Origin of the sequence: Corynebacterium pseudokroppenstedtii (assembly GCF_019754945.1) — a bacterium.
Classification (GTDB): Bacteria; Actinomycetota; Actinomycetes; order Mycobacteriales; family Mycobacteriaceae; genus Corynebacterium; species Corynebacterium pseudokroppenstedtii.
This window is the reverse complement of record NZ_JAEUWU010000002.1, coordinates 455,150-470,559: the sequence shown is the minus strand read 5'-3', so window position 1 is coordinate 470,559 and position 15,410 is coordinate 455,150. Positions and strand designations below refer to the sequence as shown.

The following is a 15,410-nucleotide window of genomic DNA, read 5'->3' as shown; positions in this document are numbered from 1 at the left end:
TCAACCGTGAGAGACCGAGCCCAGTGCTAATGCGAGGTGGGCCTTCTCGTTTATTTCAGGGGTGGATTGTTACTTTATCGCAGGAGGCTCACATGGGTGGTGAACTCCACGTTCTGCCCTACTACCTGTACATCATGAATGTTTCAGCAATGTTTCCTAGACGTTTCATGGATGTAGTGGGGCAGATTTAACTGTTATCGGGCTTAACAAGCGGGAAGGCCAGTGACTGGCGGATTGTCGACCCCGTAATCAGCATGACTATGCGGTCCACGCCGATACCCAGGCCACCGGTCGGGGGCATACCGAATTCCAAAGCGCGGAGGAATTCCTCATCCAACTCCATAGCTTCGGGGTCGCCGCCGGCGGCAAGAAGCGATTGCTCCTCCAACCGCTGACGCTGATCAATAGGATCGGTCAGTTCCGAGTACGCGGTACCCAGTTCGACACCCCACGCCACGAGATCCCAGCGCTCCGTTAACCCCGGCTTACTGCGGTGCCGACGCGTCAACGGGGAGACGGACACCGGAAAGTCCTTATAAAACGTGGGGAATGTCGTCCGTGACTCCACGAATTCGTCGTAGAGCTCTTCGATAATGGTGCCATCGTCAGCATCTGGGCGCAGTGGCATGCCTGCCCGTTCCATCAGGGCATCTAATTCTTCGCGTGGCGTATCCACCGAAATAACCGGGCCATCCCAAATTCCGTCCGCTCGCGCGCCTTCGGTAATAGCGTCAAGCACGGATTTCACGGGCCACTCGCCAGAAATGTCGACCATGCTGCCGTCGGGTGCCGTCACGACGGGCTTCCCATGCACCGCGGTGGCCGCGTTCACAATGAGCTCATGGGTCAGGGTCATCATCGTTTCGTAGTCACCGTGAGCGTCGTACGCTTCCAATGATGTGAACTCCGGGTTGTGCGTGGCATCGACGCCTTCGTTGCGGAACTCGCGGCCCAGCTCAAAGACACGATCCACTCCGCCACACATGAGCCGCTTCAAGAACAGCTCGGGGGCGATACGCAGATACAAATTCATGTTGTACGCGTTGATGTGCGTAATAAATGGCCGTGCATTCGCGCCACCATGAATAGGTTGCAAAATGGGAGTTTCTGCCTCCAAATACCCCGAACTATGCAGGTCGCACCGCATCGAGTGCAGCACCGCGGACCTCGCCGTCAACGCCCGGCGCGACTCAGCATTCACGGTCAGGTCGATATGCCGGGACCGCACCCGCGCTTCAGGGTCGGTGAGCCCGTCGGTTTTGTTGGGCAGCGGGTGCAGGGATTTCGCTTCAAATCGGATGCTGTCGGCCAGAAGCGACGGCTCGCCCTTCCGCGAGACACCGTTTTCGCCCTCAACGCGGATAATGTCGGCAAGGTCAAGATCCTTGCGCCAGGCCTCATAATCGCTGCACCGAGCTTGTTCGACGATCACCTGTGTGTCGCCCGACCAGTCATGGAGCTGGAGGAACATGACGCCACCGAAGTCGCGCCGGGCAATGATACGGCCGGAAATTGAGGCGGCAACACCATCGTCCATGTCGGCAATCTGCGCGCAGGTATGCGTCGGGCGGATGGCAGTGGGCCATGGACTCACCCCTTCATCGCGCAAACGCTGGGCTTTTTCCAGGCGCACTTTCACTTGTTCCGAGCGACGGTGGTGCACTGCGCGCCCGGCGCGAGCCTCCTCCATGAGGCGGGGTGCGAGCTCGAGTGCTTCGGCCGCGCCTTCTCGTTTCACGGATCCGACGGGGGTCACTGGAGGTTTGCGTCGCGACAGGGGCGCGGGCACGAACCCTTCAACGATGCCGGACACCAGTCCGACGCGGGCGATGGCGCGGTTGTCTTTGAAGCAGATGTACCGGGGTGCCCAGGTGGGGTTGTATTTTTCATTGGATCGGTAGAGCGCTTCCATCTGCCACCATCGCGACAGGAAGACCAGGAGGCTCCTCCACAGGCGCATGACGGGGCCGGTGCCGAGTTCGTGGGCCGTCGCAAAAACCTGTCGGAACATGGCGAAGTTCAGCGAGATTCGTGTGACTCCGACGTCCAACCCGGCGTTGCAGAGCTCCGACACCATGATTTCCACGGTGCCATTGGGTGAGTCGGGTGATCGACGCATGAGGTCCAGCGACACTCCGGTGCGCCCCCACGGGGAGAAGGAGAGTTCGCCGACGCGTCGGGCCACGCCGGTGGGTGAATGGTGGGCGTCTTGGATGGCTTCGACCAGGAGGTTGTTTGCATCGGCCGGGTCTCCCAGGCGCGAGAGTGCCATCGAGAAGCCGCGCTCGTTGTTGGTGTCACGCCATGCGTCGGCGTCGCGCTGGACGCTGGCCATCTCTTCATCGGTGAGTTCACCGTGGCGACGGATCCGCACGGTCACGCCTGCTCGCCGAGCCCGGGCGACGGCCTGACGCACTGCCTTAAATTCGGGCTGGCTCAGGGAAAAGCTATCGGTGTAGATGATGGCTTCGTCACCCAACCGGAGGGTTTGTAGTCCGTGGGATGAATAACAGTGCGCGCCCCGATCGGATGCCCCCATCACCGCCGGGGTCCACCCGTACATCACGGCCTGGTGAAGCCACGCGTCCACGGCTTGATCCCAGGCAGCGGGATTGCCGATGGGATCTCCCGACGCGATACAAACACCCAGTTCGACGCGATACGTGACCGCTGCCCGCCCGTCGGGAGAATAAATGACCGATTTGTCGCGGCGCGTCGCGAAGTATGCCAGGGAATCGTCCTCTCCCCACCGGGCGATCATGGCGCGAATGGCCGTCTCGTCGTCGGGAGTAAGTGCGTTATTGTCGCGCTGGCTGCGGAAAAGGGTCCACACCGACAGGAGGAACACAATCGCGCTGGCCAGGGTGATGACAAATGACACGATCCATTCCGGGTGGCCGCCGAAGAACTTTTGATCGACCAAAGAGAAGGCAAAGGACTTGTTGAGAACCCATTGCAACCGATTACCGCGGGACAGGGTGTGCGGGAAAAGCTCGACGAGTAACCAACCACTAGCGGTGACCAGACCTTCCCCGATGACATAGACCGCGAGGGCTTTTCTGATGGCCGCGTGCCGTGTCCGCGCCGGGAAGGCGGAGCGGGTAGACAGAAGGCCGATCAGCATGACTGCCTGGACGATGAATCCCACGTTGAGCTCAACCGTCGTGACCGTGCTGCCGGTGTCGTAACCGTTGACCCCCAGCACGAAGAGCAGGATGTTCTCGATGTTCAGGATCACAAGGAGAATAACGCTGACCCACCAGGCCAGGCGTTTGCGGGCGAGAATCGCTCCTGCCAGCAGGCCCAGGGCGAGGGCCCATGATATTGAGACCTCTGGCATGGGGAGGATCACGTAGTCGAAGAATTCCCGGATGCTCTGCAGCTGATGCCGGACCGGCCTGACCGCGCTGAACAGAAGCGCGATGAAGGAATACACAGCGAGCAAGGTGCCAAAAAACGGCGGGAATCTTTTGATAAACGTGGCGAACACAGTCTTATCTTGCACCCGCCCTGAACCTGTAGCCATAGAATTGTCCCCTAATATCCTGTGATTTCCTTGTGAGACTACCAGTCGTTGGCGCGTACCTATGATTGGTCAGTGAAACTGCGTTTATTGCCGACGCCCGAGTTCCTGGAAGTCGACCTTCCCATTGGCAGTAAAGGGGACGCCTTCCCTTTCGAGTAGCTGTTGTTTGAGGACGAGCCCGCGAGCCCCTCCCATGTACCCGCCGAGAGAACCCCCAGCTGCCACGACCCGGTGGCAGGGAATGAAGAGCTGAATGGGGTTTGTTCTGCATAGTGATCCGACTGCGCGCGCTGCTCGCGGCCGGCCAGCGGCTTCTGCCAACTCACCGTATGTGAGCACGTCACCGGGCGAAATCTGGGCCATCTCTTCGCGCACGGATTTCATGAACTCGGTGGGATCGTCCTCGACGTCGAGCGGGAGGGTGAACGCCTGCCTTGTTCCGCTGAAGTACGCGTCGAGCTGCTCGCCGATCTGTGTGAAGAGGTGGCGTTGGGCTTCGCTCATGTCCGACGTGGCAGCGGAATCAGTGATGTCGGGACCAGTGGCATCGGGATCTGTGGTGCCCGGATCCATGATGTAGTGCGATGCCACGATGGCGTGGTCGTTGATCGTGACGTCGATATTGCCGAATGGCGTGGGGAAACGTTGTGTCCGATAGGCCCGATCGTCGGGTGCGTCGCGACGTTCAGCGGGGTCGTCGCTGTATTCGGCGGGCATGGATGTGCTCCGGTGGCTCATAGGGACAACGATAGCGGGTATTAAAAAACCGGGTTACCAGCGCATCTGCGCTCATAACCCGGCTCTGAAATCGGTTAGGACCTCAAAGGGTAAGTCCCCGACTTACTTGTCTTTGTTGAGGAACTCGGAGGCCTTGTCTTTCAGGTCCTCGATGCCCTGCTTGATCTTGGACTCGGCCTGATCGCCTTTGCCTTCAGCCTTGAGGTCTTTGTTGTCAGTAACGTCACCGGCAGCTTCTTTGGCCTTTCCGCCAAATTCGTCTGCCTTGTTCTTAATGTCGTCAGAAATACCCATAGGCTTCTCCTTCTGTTCTAGCTTTGCGACGCAACGAGCGGCATCCATGTCGGGTAACCCGCGCTCATAAGACTCGGGTTGTGATATCGCAACGTGGCCACCGTCGCCAGTTATCTGCGTGGATAACTCCCGCAGGCGGGCGACAGTGATGACACGCTCGTGTGCACATCGCCTAACACCATGACACTTTACTACGGATTTCGCACCACTGGTGGTTGCCAGACATTTCCTACGAACTTGTGACCATTTCGGTACCTAAGCAGGTGGCGCAACGTTCCGGCAACCGGAGGCGACCGGGACAACCGTGTCTGCCGAGAGGCAGGTTTTAGTCCCCGATCTCCAGCAGAGACTGTCCACCCTGAACGGCGTCGCCGGGTTGCACGTGAAGTGCGGTGACGGTGCCGTCGTTGGGGGCTGTAATTTCGGTTTCCATCTTCATGGCTTCAAGAACGACGATCACTTCGCCGGCCGTAATGGCTTGGCCTTCCTCAACAAGCACTTTGCTGACGGAACCAGCCAGAGGTGCCGTAACCGAATTGGCGCTGACACCCTGGACAGACGACGTGGTCGGCGCGGTGGGGGTTGGCCCGTTGCTGTTGCCACCAGTGATGATGGTGCCGAGTGTGGGGCGTTCTTCGTGTTCAACTTCTACGTCCACGGAATAGGGGACGCCGTTGACGGTAACTGTCAGTTTCATTCTTTCGGGTTCCTTCTATTCGTGGCTTATTGCCATTTCGCCTTGTGCTGAACTGCCTGCCGACCTTGCTGTGACCAGCTGCGATGGCGCAAGAAGTGAACTGCGCGCACGGTTCCGCGGTTACCCATGTAGGCGGATACGGCCGCACTGATCGCAATCAAGACATCTTCAGGAATTTCCTCGTCAGAGCGTTGCTTCAGTGCCGCAACTTCGTTTTCCAGCTTGGTGACGTTGCGGGAGAGCTTCTCCACCTGGTTGGACAGGCGAGCCAACAACTGACTGAGTTCAGCAGAGGATGCATTGTCTGTATTCATGCTTCTCCGATCAGTTGGGGGCCAGGCCGTGCTTCTTGGACGGCCGGTTCTCACGCTTGTTGGTCAGCAGCTCCAGGGCCAGGGCAACTTCGCGACGTGTGTCCGCGGGGTCGATGATGTCATCGACGAGGCCTCGGGACGCCGCCATGTATGGCGTCGAGAAGGTGTCTTTGTACAGCTGAACTAGTTCGTTCTTCTTTGCTGCTGCGGCTTCATCGCCTCCCTCTTCTTGGGCTTTCTTAATTTCCTTACGGAAGACGACGTTCACCGCGCCGTCGGCGCCCATGACCGCGATTTCAGCGGTGGGCCATGCCCAAACGCGATCTGCACCCAGGTCTTTAGAGCACATAGCCAGGTACGATCCGCCATAGGATTTGCGGAGTACCACAGTCAGCTTCGGCACGGTGGCCGCCGAGTAGGCGAACAGCATCTTCGCACCGTGGCGAATGATTCCGCCATGTTCTTGTGCAACGCCTGGCATAAAGCCGGGGACATCCACGAGGGTGAGCAGCGGAATGTTGAAGGAGTCGCAGAAGCGGACGAAGCTTGCGCCTTTGTCCGACGAGTTGATGTCCAGGACACCGGACATCACTTGCGACTGGTTAGCGACGATACCGACTGTCCGGCCAACGACGCGGGCAAATCCGACCACAAGGTTTTGGGCGTATCCGGCCTGGACCTCGAGGAAGTCGCCGTAGTCGACGATCTTGCGGATGATATCGCGGACGTCGTATCCCTTGCGGCCGTCGACGGGGACGATATCGCGGAGGGATTCGTCGGGTTCGACAACCTCGTCCGGATCAACGATGGGCGGCTCTTCAGTGTTGTTTTGCGGCAGGAAGCTCAGGAGTTTCTGCGCGATCAGGATGGCTTGCTCGTCATCGTCGGCGACGAAGTGGATGTTGCCCGCTGTGCTCATGTGGGCATCGGCACCACCAAGTTCGTCAGCGGTGACTTTTTCGCCGGTCACGGACTCGATGACCTTGGGGCCGGTGATAAACATGTTGGCCTTGCGGGTCTGGATAATGAAGTCCGTCAGTGCCGGCGAGTAAGCGGCACCACCAGCGCAGGGACCGGCGATGATGGAGACTTGCGGTACGAGCCCGGAGAGCAGCACGTTGTTGTAGAACACGCGGCCGTATCCGGAGAGGGAGTCGATGCCTTCCTGCACTCGAGCTCCGCCGGAGTCGTTGATAAAGACGAAGGGGGTGCCGGTGGTGGCGGACGCTTTCATCATGGCGACCACTTTGTTGGATTGCATTTCGCCAGCGGATCCACCCATGACGCTGAAGTCCTGGGACGCGATGTGCACTGGCCGTCCGTATACTGCGCCGGATCCGGTGACGACGCCGTCGGCGGGGGCGTCGGCCTTGTCCATGCCGAAGTGCGTGGTCCGGTGCTTGGCGAACATTCCGGTTTCCTGGAACGTGTCTTCGTCGACAAGCTTGGTGATGCGCTCCCGGGCGGTCATCTTGCCGCGGTCGTGCTGCTTGTCCAGGCGTGCCTGTCCGCCGCCGAGGCGGATGCGGTTCTTTTCTTCTTCCAGCTGTTCGAGGCGCTCAGGCATGCTGGGATCGTGAGGTTGCTCACTCATTTATTTGCTCCGTTTCTGCTGTCTTTCGCGGTGATCAACTGGTTTATGCGGGTTCCACGGAGACAGTGTGGCTGCGGCCGCCTGTGGTGACTTTGTACGTAATCGGTTCGCGGATGGCAGTGGCGTCGCCGGAGGCCTTCGCCTCTTCGCGCTCGAGCTGCTCCTTGGTCTTGCCGACGTTCTTCGGGCCGTCGGGGCGAGTCTTGAAGAATCCCGGCGCGACCTGCGGGAACAGGGCATTGGTGAGGACGTCTTCGTCGGACCCGTCGGTGCCGTCGAGTTTGTCAGCTTCCTCAACGAGGTTGTCCCATTCGGGTTCAAGGAGGTCAGCGGGGCGCTCGGTGATGGGCTCTTTGCCGGTCTGCTTCTTGGCTTGCTCGATGAGGTCTTTATCCCTCTCACCTGGGGCTTCGCCATAGTATCCGAGGAGGAGGTCGGCGAATTCAGCCGTGAGCACTTTGTAGCGGCCCATCAGCACGTTGAACACGGCCTGAGTGCCGACGATCTGTGACGATGGCGTCACCAACGGCGGGTATCCGGCTGCCTTCCGAACGACGGGGACTTCTTTCATCACCTCGTCGATACGGTCGCCCGCGCCCTGGGCTTTGAGCTGCGATTCCATGTTGGAGAGCATTCCGCCCGGAATCTGCGATTGGAAAATATTGGTGTTGACCAGTGTTTTCGACTCAAACTCCGCGTACTTCGGGCGCACTGTCTTGAAGTGGTCGCGGATGTTAATGAGCCGATCCATGTCAAGCCCGGTCTCGTAGTCGGTTCCTTCGAGCATTTCGACGAGAGACTCGGTGGGGTTATGCCCTGGCCCGAGTGACATGGAGGAAATGGCGGTGTCGACGACATCCGCACCGGCTTCAATGGCCTTCATGAGGGTGACCATCGTGACGCCGGTGGTGGAGTGGCAGTGGACGTTGATCTGTGTATCTTCGCCGTAGGTGTCCTTGATGCCACGGATGATGTCGTAGGCGGGCTGCGGTTTGAGCAGCGCGGCCATGTCTTTGAGCGCGATCGAATCCGCGCCCATATCCAGCAAACGCCCTGCTAGATCAATGTAGCCCTGCACGTCGTGTAGCGGGGACACGGTGTAGCAGATGGTGCCCTGCGCGTGCTTGCCTACTTTCTTCACGGCTTGCATGGCGTGCTCGAGGTTGCGGGGGTCGTTGAGCGCGTCGAAAACCCTGAAGACATCCATGCCGTTTTCAGCGGATTTTTCAACAAACTTATCGACGACGCCGTCCTCGTAGTGACGGTATCCCAGAAGGTTCTGGCCACGAAGCAGCATCTGAAGGCGTGAGTTGGGCATGAGCTTGCGGAAGGTGCGCAGTCTCTCCCACGGGTCTTCGTTCAGGAAGCGGATGCAGGCGTCGAAGGTTGCGCCGCCCCAGCATTCCACGCTCCAGTACCCGGCTTTATCTATATCCTCACAGGCATCGACCATGTCTTCGAGGGCCATGCGTGTTGCCATGAGGCTCTGGTGAGCATCACGCAGAGCCAGTTCGGTCACTCCAATTTTTCGCGTGGTCATGGCCACTACGTTAAGCCGATTTGTTGGCTGTTGCACCACAGCTCACCGTCGTGACTTACCGCACTCTTGGACTTGAACAGTGATTAACCCAACTTGGAGGGGAGCGTCGCGTCCTTTCTCGTCATAATTATTCAGGTTTGCGACGGTGCGTTGCTGTTTTTATGCGACAACGGTACCCCGTTCCGGGGGCGATACGCACCGGAAACAGGCATTGTGCTTATCTTCAATCACGTTCGGGAGCAATTGATCACATTCCGGCATATACACCCGCTGTTTTCTGCGTGTCTGATTCCTCCGCGGGGAATTTGCGATTCCCATGCGGTTGATTATTACGGAGCGCACGTGGTTTTACTAGGGTATGGCTATGCCATCTTTGTCGTCGATGTGGTCGCATGCCAGTGATTTGACGTCGTTGCGCAAGTTGTCTTCCCGCACACCGCGGGAAAAGCGGATCGATAACACATTCTTCCTGCTGGCGGGTTTAGCTGCCATTTGGTTAGCGGGGGAATACTTCAAACTTAGTTTTGTTTTAGATTTTCGTTTGTTGTTGATCATTCCTGCGTGGGGTGTGATTGCTTATCTCACTCTCCCCCGGCTTCATCGAATTTTGACGCGAATTTACGTCCCCAATTACTTCATCGGGCGCACTCGGACTTCGGATGGATTACTGGGCGATCCGGTCAATATCGCGTTCGACGGCACTGCCGAGCAGCTCCACCGCTCGATGACCGAAGCGGGTTGGACGTTGGCAGATCCGGTGACGTTTCGGTCGTCGGCAAAAATTGTCTGGAGCTCCATTACTCGCGCGTCCTATCCAGCGGCGCCGGTGAGTCCGCTGATCCTCTTCGATCGTGAGCAAGACCTCGCCTACCAGCAGGAAGTGGATGGTTCTCCTTCCCGACGACACCACATTCGGCTCTGGCGATGCCCCAAAGACTGGCCGCTCCCCGGTGGCCACCGCGTGGACTGGGTCGGTTCCGCTAGTTATGACACGGCCGTCGGCGTTAGTTTTTTCACCTTACAAGTAACCCATCGCATTGCTGCCGATATCGATAGGGAACGCGACCACGTCGTCTCGACCGTTCGTTCTTATGTCCCCGAGAGTTCGGTATCCATGATTGAGGATTTCTCGACGGGCTATCACCATGTCAACGGCGGTGGCGACAAAATACACACTGACGGTGATCTTCCCATTGTCGACGTCAGTCGGGTCGGGTTGCGCCCGGGTTCATCCGGTGACGACAGTGCTCGTGCGGAGGAGAAAGCGCCCGAGGAGCTGCCCGACGAGATCGAGGAGGCCACCGCTAAGAGCGACAACCCGTCGGAAATTACCGAGAACGACGCCGAGGAAAACGCCGAAGCGGAAAACACCGTCGAGGAAAGCAGCGATGCTGAGCCGGTCACAGCACACAGTTCGGACAATATGGACTCGACCATTAACGGAACTCGCTACACAGGCCGGGCATCCACGCACTACGACGACGATATTTCCGACGAAGAACGTGCTGCTCGGCGTCCCAAGAACGTGCGACGCACACCGCGGCCACCGAACCTGATGCTGTCCATGGGGATGCTATTCCTCGTCGTTGCATGGCAAAGTGTCGTCCTGCTGTACAAAGCGGATCAGCACCGTTTTATCCCCGGCGCCTTACAGAACATGGGTTTCAGCCACCACACCGCCTACGTCGCGACGCAGTGGTACGTCGGCTTATTAACACTGGGCACCCTGATTCTGGTTCTGCTCACGCTCGGCGGATTTACTCACGCGCGCGACGCTCTGATGCTATTCCTCACCATTGCCATCGTGATCTCAATCCTTGATCGCAATGGGATGCGCATGATCGCAGCTGGCCACAACAACTTGCTGCTCACAACAGCGACCATTATTGCCCTGCTAGCACTGTCTTCCGACGACGTTCGCAACTGGATACGTGGCCACGAACCCGCCGCCGTGTGGGGCCCGGTGAGGAAAATTCATCTGCCGATTGATGATCATTCTCGGTAGACGCGACGACGATTGACGACGGTTATGGCATCGCGGGGCTTCTCAAGCGTCGTCATATCGCCGCTCTACCGGCACCGTGTCAGTGGTTTCACCAGCATTACCGTATTATGGTGACGCTAAAGCTGTTATGTCGAAGTCCATGACATCGTGTAACAGGGCCACATACCGCCGATGTATGCGCTGCCCCTAACCTTGCATGGCAGACAACACCATCGTTCGTGCGCTGCCACGCGGAGTCAGAAAGGTTGATATGCCGAAGTCAAAGGTAACTGAGTCCTCAGAGTCGAGGCCCGCGTCGTCATCGACGTCCACCCGTACCCCGGTCAAGCTCAACAACGCGTCCACCCCGCTGTGGTACCGCATCATCATGTTCGGCTTCATCATTGCTGGGCTTCTATGGCTGGTGGTCAACTACATCGCTGGGCCGCAAATCCCGTTCATGCAGGACCTCAATGCATGGAACTACGCCATCGGTTTCGGGCTCTTCGTCGTCGGACTCTTAATGACTATGGGATGGAAATAGGCACATCTGTTTAACGTCCCCTAACGGATTTATCGCAGCATTATCGCAGCATTCCCGACGACGCCGGATCGACGGATGCAAGGCCGCGGAGAGTCCACATTTCTTTGTCACCGCTGCGCCGACGGTGGAATCGCATCTGCCACTCGGGGGGAATATCGCAGCGCCAAAAGGCGTCGGGCGAGGCGTCCAGGGCATGGACGAGTAGGGCGCGCCCCAGCGATTGGTCGCTGACCGTGACGTATTCCCCTGGTTTCAGCTCGTCAGCCCACTTCGCCACGCGGTCGATATAGGTGCGTAGCGATTCCCCACCGTGCCCGACGTAGTCCGGGTTTTTCCTCCACTGCGCAATCTTCATTGGCGACACAAGAGGCAAAGGCTTTCCCGCCCACTCCCCCACGTCCCAGGGGCCAGGGTTGCCGACGAAAACGCGCGAAGAGGTGGATTCGGCCGCGTCTTCCGTGTCCGGACCCGCGTCGTTAATATCACTGAATTCCTCGTAACGACGCAGCGTGTGCCGGTACTCTGCCCACCGAACTGTGTCTTCTGACGACGCGAACCGCGGCAGATGCGTGCTCGCAAGCGGTGCCGAGACAACGATGAGTCGCACCACGCGGATGGTGGTGCGACTCTGCCGATAAAAACGCCTCATACTAAGGATTATCCCACTGAGAGCGTCCCACCACGAGGCGGCTTCTCCATCGATACAACGTATCCCCAATTGGCGATTGTGGTGGTGGCATGGTCACGCGGTCACTGCATGCTCTCTAGGACCTTGGTGCCGGGCTGGTGGCCCCTGGCGGTGCAGTGAGATTCCTTCATCTCAAGAACGGAAAGTGATCTTCGGCGTACCGCAGCCCAGCGCATGTTAGCGAGCTGGCTAGCGGGCATGTGAAGGCGTATGGGCACACATGCCCTGTTTCCATTGCTGTTCAATCCCACTTCTCATGGCCGGCAATGGGGCGTTCGAATTTGCTATGGTCACTTTCGGCCTTGACGTGTTGTCAAGCCCCCTTTCGTTGCTGCGCGGCTGTCCCGCGTGAAGCACGTGGGGCCTCCTATCAGCGATGAAGGGGACCTCCAATTTAACGGAAGGAGGTGATGGTGTGGATAGGAAACCTGTTCCCAGAGGCCGTGAAGGCTGGCTGGAAGGCATAAGCAAAGCCAGGGCCGTGATCGTACGGATCCTCGCCCTGGCTTTAAAATATGGGCCTTTGGCTGGCCACTTAGCAGCTTTATTCGATTTGAGCGAGAAGCTCTGCTAAGAGGGGTTTGCCCCGAGTAGGTCATCGTGTAGCAGCGCGGTGGCCTACTTTTTAAACCACCACCATACGGTGGTGCTATTTCTCACAATAAGGTCTTCGTCGTTTGTCTGCAAGCTATGTTGGCGCCTAAATAGCTGTGTGCCGGCCGGTATCGGAACAGACAGGTCACAAATCCCGATGATCCCACAGATATACCGGTACACACGATATATCTACCAATATGACAACGCGTAGCTACGCATTGCACTACATAGCTACGCGAAACGGTTGCGGGATCTAATTTTAGGCCGCGACTTTTTCTTTTTCCGCCTGAACAGCGGCTTTATGAATGGCCTTCTTAGACACCAACGCGGTGCCAAATCCGATAACGCCCCAAAGGATGCACTGGGCCATGAATGAGTAGACGCGGAAATAGTACAGGTCATCGGCAGGGAACCCTGGGTACACGATCTTCCCGTCCGGGTCTGTCAGCGGGCGAGGCGTCTCAGAGTTGTGTCGGCCGAACTCGTCGATGTCGGCATGCAAATGTCCCAACGACGGCAGCAACCGGCTAAACGCGTACATGATGACCGCGAAAACAACAGCCGAAATGAGGAAAGCAACCCACGAATCCATGCGCGTGGACAGAACCTTGTGCAGGAAAACTACCCCGATCATGACGACCACAGACGCGATAATCATCGTAAGGAAAAGCCATGTGCGCTGTTTAATTGTGTCCGGGTTACCGACGGCGGGCGGATTCGCCGGATACTTCAAACAGGGCACGACATAGAGGCAGGCAAACATGGCGGCTGCAACGCCGATAGCCGCACCACGAATGTTGGTTGGCTTGGCATACCGAAGGTAAAGGCTGAACACAACCGCGTACAGCAAGCCGAGGGCAAGCCCCATCAAGACCATGCCAGTACCGATTCCCACGGTCGATTGAATTGAGCGGCTGAACAGTTCGGTCTCATCGCCACCCGTGGCGATACCAGCTGCTTTATCGAGGGCCTCTTGGGCCTCGTCACGTCCGCTTTCGTAATCGATGGCTCGGCTGATGATGGGCTCTGCCCACAGCTTGGCGAAAATGAAGGACAAAAGTCCGGCCAGTAAACCGAATCCCCCGCAACGTAGAACGAATTGGCGTTCCATTTTTTAACTCCAAATATGGGCGTGCACCAGGAAAAACCTGGTGATGACGCGAAGATTAGTGGCAGGGGAATCCCAAGAAGTGGCGGGAATCGTGCACCCACTCGTGGATGTGCATGTCGTTACCGAAGACGCTGGTCGCACCCTGGTCAATACCAATGAAGTAGTACACCAACAGACCAATGACCAGTGCAGAGAACAACCACACAAATGACGAAGGAACATCAATGGCCTCTGCAAGTGAACGTGCCGACGTCCGAGATGACGATGCTTGCTGAGCAGCATGAAGTGATGAATCGGTCATAACAAATACTTCCTCTTCCGGAAAATAAACAATGCGTATTCTTACGCGAGTGTAGACCTCAATTATGAAAGTGAAGAAACGCCCTGGCATACGAGACCACGCGCCTGCCTGGGCGTTTCGTTATGGAGTAACAACACTAGAAGAAAAGAATTTTCCTAGTTTGAGAATTTGTGATGGGCGTGAGTTAACCTCCGCCTGCTTTCACAAGAGAAAAGAATATAGTTTAGCCAACAGCAGCAACTCCTTTTGATATGACGCGTAACAAAGAAAGTAAATACAAAACGCGAGTATCTGGCTGCTTCGTTAAGCGCGATCCCAACCTGGAGTTTTCACCCCAGCAGATCCAATAATCGGGCTGTCCCTTCCTGGAACGACCAGGTTGACCAGGCGTACTGCCCAACCGCTAACGAAGTCACAGTGGCGCGACCGCCCCGGATTCTCACCGGGTTCCTCATCGTCTTGTACACAACAACTGTAGACCCCATCCTCACCTTTTGGTAGCCCAGCTGCCGATTTTCGTCGGGAAATACACCCAATTCGAGAATTTATACCCCCAGTGCGGAGTGAACCTGCGCGATGTAGACCACCATCGCTCCACAACCGACCACAAACACAGCTACCGACGCTGACAATCGCGCGATAAGCCTTCGCTGCGATCCACCGGCACCCATCATGGCGCCTCCAGCACCACCGAGCAATGAGGTGCCACTCGACATCGAACCAACACCGTGCGCCATACCCGCGGTGCCTAGACCAGCAGCGACGAACCGTCCCACACGTCGGCCTGGCCCGCGAACGCCGGTCACAATCTGTGCTCCGTAGATCGCGACGGCCATCAGGGCACCCGTCAGCAATCCCCCAATGTGCCCCCACAAGGAGATGCCCGGAGTGATTAATGAATACCCCAAGTTCACCACAATGAGGACGATAAGCGCCCTCATCTGCGGTTTATTGTTCAGATACATGCCTGCGGCAACGGCCATCAGGCCATAGATCACTCCGGATGCCCCCACGGTCAGGGACAGGGGGTCGCGCCACTGGATCATGGCGGCCGATCCGTAGCTTGTGCCCGCAAAAATGATCGCCATCGCCAGCGAACCGTAGGTGCGCTCGATGCCGACCCCGAACACCCACAGCATCACCCCATTGAACAAGAGATGCGTCAAACCGGAGTGGAGAAAACTGAAAGTCAGACCACGGAGGAGAGCTTCGTTGTCGGGCGTCAGCGCGGGTAGATACAGCCACCAGGACGCCGCTAAGGACGATTCACGCGTGTTGCCCTCCAGGGACCCGGATTGCACAACGGTCACCAGGTACACAACGATGCAGGCAATCAGCGCGCCCGAGGTCACAGGGGTTTGGCGAATCGTCCGGGTCAGCACGTCATCACACGTTACACGTACCAACGCAGTACACGTACCGGAACGCTACCGGTACTGACACGGTCGCCGCATTACTCGTCGTTAATCGTCGGTACTAGAT

At 57.8% G+C, this 15,410-nt stretch carries 13 protein-coding genes and 1 riboswitch; of the genes, 2 read left to right on the top strand and 11 right to left on the bottom strand.

Annotated elements, in window-relative coordinates; translation table 11 throughout:
- Window positions 1–187 precede the first annotated feature (187 nt).
- From lysX to JMN36_RS05040, 7 genes are all read right to left on the bottom strand, one after another.
- On the bottom strand, window positions 188–3,526 hold the full coding sequence (lysX, locus tag JMN36_RS05070; protein ID WP_221923952.1) for a bifunctional lysylphosphatidylglycerol synthetase/lysine--tRNA ligase LysX: 3,339 nt from the start codon (window positions 3,524–3,526) through the stop codon (window positions 188–190).
- Between the two features lie 84 nt (window positions 3,527–3,610).
- A complete protein-coding gene (locus JMN36_RS05065) occupies window positions 3,611–4,264 on the bottom strand; it encodes a methylated-DNA--[protein]-cysteine S-methyltransferase (protein WP_204087783.1) in 654 nt (217 codons plus the stop codon).
- A 102-nt stretch (window positions 4,265–4,366) separates the two neighbouring features.
- Entirely contained in the window at window positions 4,367–4,558 is a 192-nt protein-coding gene (locus JMN36_RS05060) for a CsbD family protein (RefSeq protein ID WP_041628701.1), read from the bottom strand.
- A 325-nt stretch (window positions 4,559–4,883) separates the two neighbouring features.
- Window positions 4,884–5,255 (bottom strand): biotin/lipoyl-containing protein, encoded by a 372-nt coding sequence (locus tag JMN36_RS05055; RefSeq protein WP_012730732.1) that lies wholly within the window; start codon window positions 5,253–5,255, stop codon window positions 4,884–4,886.
- Window positions 5,256–5,281: 26 nt separating this feature from the next.
- The gene (locus tag JMN36_RS05050; RefSeq protein WP_012730731.1) at window positions 5,282–5,569 is read right to left on the bottom strand and encodes a methylmalonyl-CoA carboxyltransferase; all 288 of its coding nucleotides are present in this window, start codon (window positions 5,567–5,569) and stop codon (window positions 5,282–5,284) included.
- A gap of 10 nt (window positions 5,570–5,579) precedes the next feature.
- Window positions 5,580–7,163: an acyl-CoA carboxylase subunit beta gene (locus JMN36_RS05045; protein WP_204087782.1), complete on the bottom strand. Its 1,584-nt coding sequence runs from the start codon at window positions 7,161–7,163 to the stop codon at window positions 5,580–5,582.
- 43 nt (window positions 7,164–7,206) lie between these two features.
- The gene (locus JMN36_RS05040; RefSeq protein ID WP_204087781.1) at window positions 7,207–8,703 is read right to left on the bottom strand and encodes a methylmalonyl-CoA carboxytransferase subunit 5S; all 1,497 of its coding nucleotides are present in this window, start codon (window positions 8,701–8,703) and stop codon (window positions 7,207–7,209) included.
- A 358-nt stretch (window positions 8,704–9,061) separates the two neighbouring features.
- On the opposite strand from JMN36_RS05040, the gene JMN36_RS05035 reads away from it, so the two are divergent.
- The gene (locus JMN36_RS05035; RefSeq protein ID WP_204087780.1) at window positions 9,062–10,708 is read left to right on the top strand and encodes an LssY C-terminal domain-containing protein; all 1,647 of its coding nucleotides are present in this window, start codon (window positions 9,062–9,064) and stop codon (window positions 10,706–10,708) included.
- Between the two features lie 250 nt (window positions 10,709–10,958).
- Entirely contained in the window at window positions 10,959–11,231 is a 273-nt protein-coding gene (gene crgA / locus JMN36_RS05030; protein ID WP_012730727.1) for a cell division protein CrgA, read from the top strand.
- A gap of 40 nt (window positions 11,232–11,271) precedes the next feature.
- On the opposite strand, the gene JMN36_RS05025 is transcribed toward crgA, so the two are convergent.
- The 4 genes from JMN36_RS05025 to JMN36_RS05010 all read right to left on the bottom strand — a co-directional run bounded on the left by JMN36_RS05025 (window position 11,272) and on the right by JMN36_RS05010 (window position 15,310).
- Window positions 11,272–11,880 carry a histidine phosphatase family protein gene (locus JMN36_RS05025; RefSeq protein WP_204087779.1) on the bottom strand — a complete coding sequence of 203 codons (609 nt, stop codon included), beginning with the start codon at window positions 11,878–11,880 and terminating at the stop codon, window positions 11,272–11,274.
- Window positions 11,881–12,775: 895 nt separating this feature from the next.
- The gene (locus JMN36_RS05020; protein ID WP_204087778.1) at window positions 12,776–13,627 is read right to left on the bottom strand and encodes a CbtA family protein; all 852 of its coding nucleotides are present in this window, start codon (window positions 13,625–13,627) and stop codon (window positions 12,776–12,778) included.
- Window positions 13,628–13,682: 55 nt separating this feature from the next.
- Window positions 13,683–13,928 carry a CbtB domain-containing protein gene (locus JMN36_RS05015; RefSeq protein WP_204087777.1) on the bottom strand — a complete coding sequence of 82 codons (246 nt, stop codon included), beginning with the start codon at window positions 13,926–13,928 and terminating at the stop codon, window positions 13,683–13,685.
- Between the two features lie 265 nt (window positions 13,929–14,193).
- Window positions 14,194–14,418: riboswitch (cobalamin riboswitch) on the bottom strand.
- 55 nt (window positions 14,419–14,473) lie between these two features.
- Window positions 14,474–15,310 carry a rhomboid family intramembrane serine protease gene (locus tag JMN36_RS05010; RefSeq protein WP_221923951.1) on the bottom strand — a complete coding sequence of 279 codons (837 nt, stop codon included), beginning with the start codon at window positions 15,308–15,310 and terminating at the stop codon, window positions 14,474–14,476.
- Between the last annotated feature and the right edge of the window lie 100 nt (window positions 15,311–15,410).

Coding starts and splice junctions, on each gene's coding strand:
- JMN36_RS05015 (WP_204087777.1), bottom strand. CDS start 13,928: ATGACCGATTCATCACTTCATGCTGCTCAGCAAGCATCGTCATCTCGG.
- JMN36_RS05040 (WP_204087781.1), bottom strand. CDS start 8,703: ATGACCACGCGAAAAATTGGAGTGACCGAACTGGCTCTGCGTGATGCT.
- JMN36_RS05025 (WP_204087779.1), bottom strand. CDS start 11,880: ATGAGGCGTTTTTATCGGCAGAGTCGCACCACCATCCGCGTGGTGCGA.
- JMN36_RS05035 (WP_204087780.1), top strand. CDS start 9,062: ATGGCTATGCCATCTTTGTCGTCGATGTGGTCGCATGCCAGTGATTTG.
- JMN36_RS05065 (WP_204087783.1), bottom strand. CDS start 4,264: ATGAGCCACCGGAGCACATCCATGCCCGCCGAATACAGCGACGACCCC.
- crgA (WP_012730727.1), top strand. CDS start 10,959: ATGCCGAAGTCAAAGGTAACTGAGTCCTCAGAGTCGAGGCCCGCGTCG.
- JMN36_RS05055 (WP_012730732.1), bottom strand. CDS start 5,255: ATGAAACTGACAGTTACCGTCAACGGCGTCCCCTATTCCGTGGACGTA.
- JMN36_RS05050 (WP_012730731.1), bottom strand. CDS start 5,569: ATGAATACAGACAATGCATCCTCTGCTGAACTCAGTCAGTTGTTGGCT.
- JMN36_RS05060 (WP_041628701.1), bottom strand. CDS start 4,558: ATGGGTATTTCTGACGACATTAAGAACAAGGCAGACGAATTTGGCGGA.
- JMN36_RS05045 (WP_204087782.1), bottom strand. CDS start 7,163: ATGAGTGAGCAACCTCACGATCCCAGCATGCCTGAGCGCCTCGAACAG.
- JMN36_RS05020 (WP_204087778.1), bottom strand. CDS start 13,627: ATGGAACGCCAATTCGTTCTACGTTGCGGGGGATTCGGTTTACTGGCC.
- lysX (WP_221923952.1), bottom strand. CDS start 3,526: ATGGCTACAGGTTCAGGGCGGGTGCAAGATAAGACTGTGTTCGCCACG.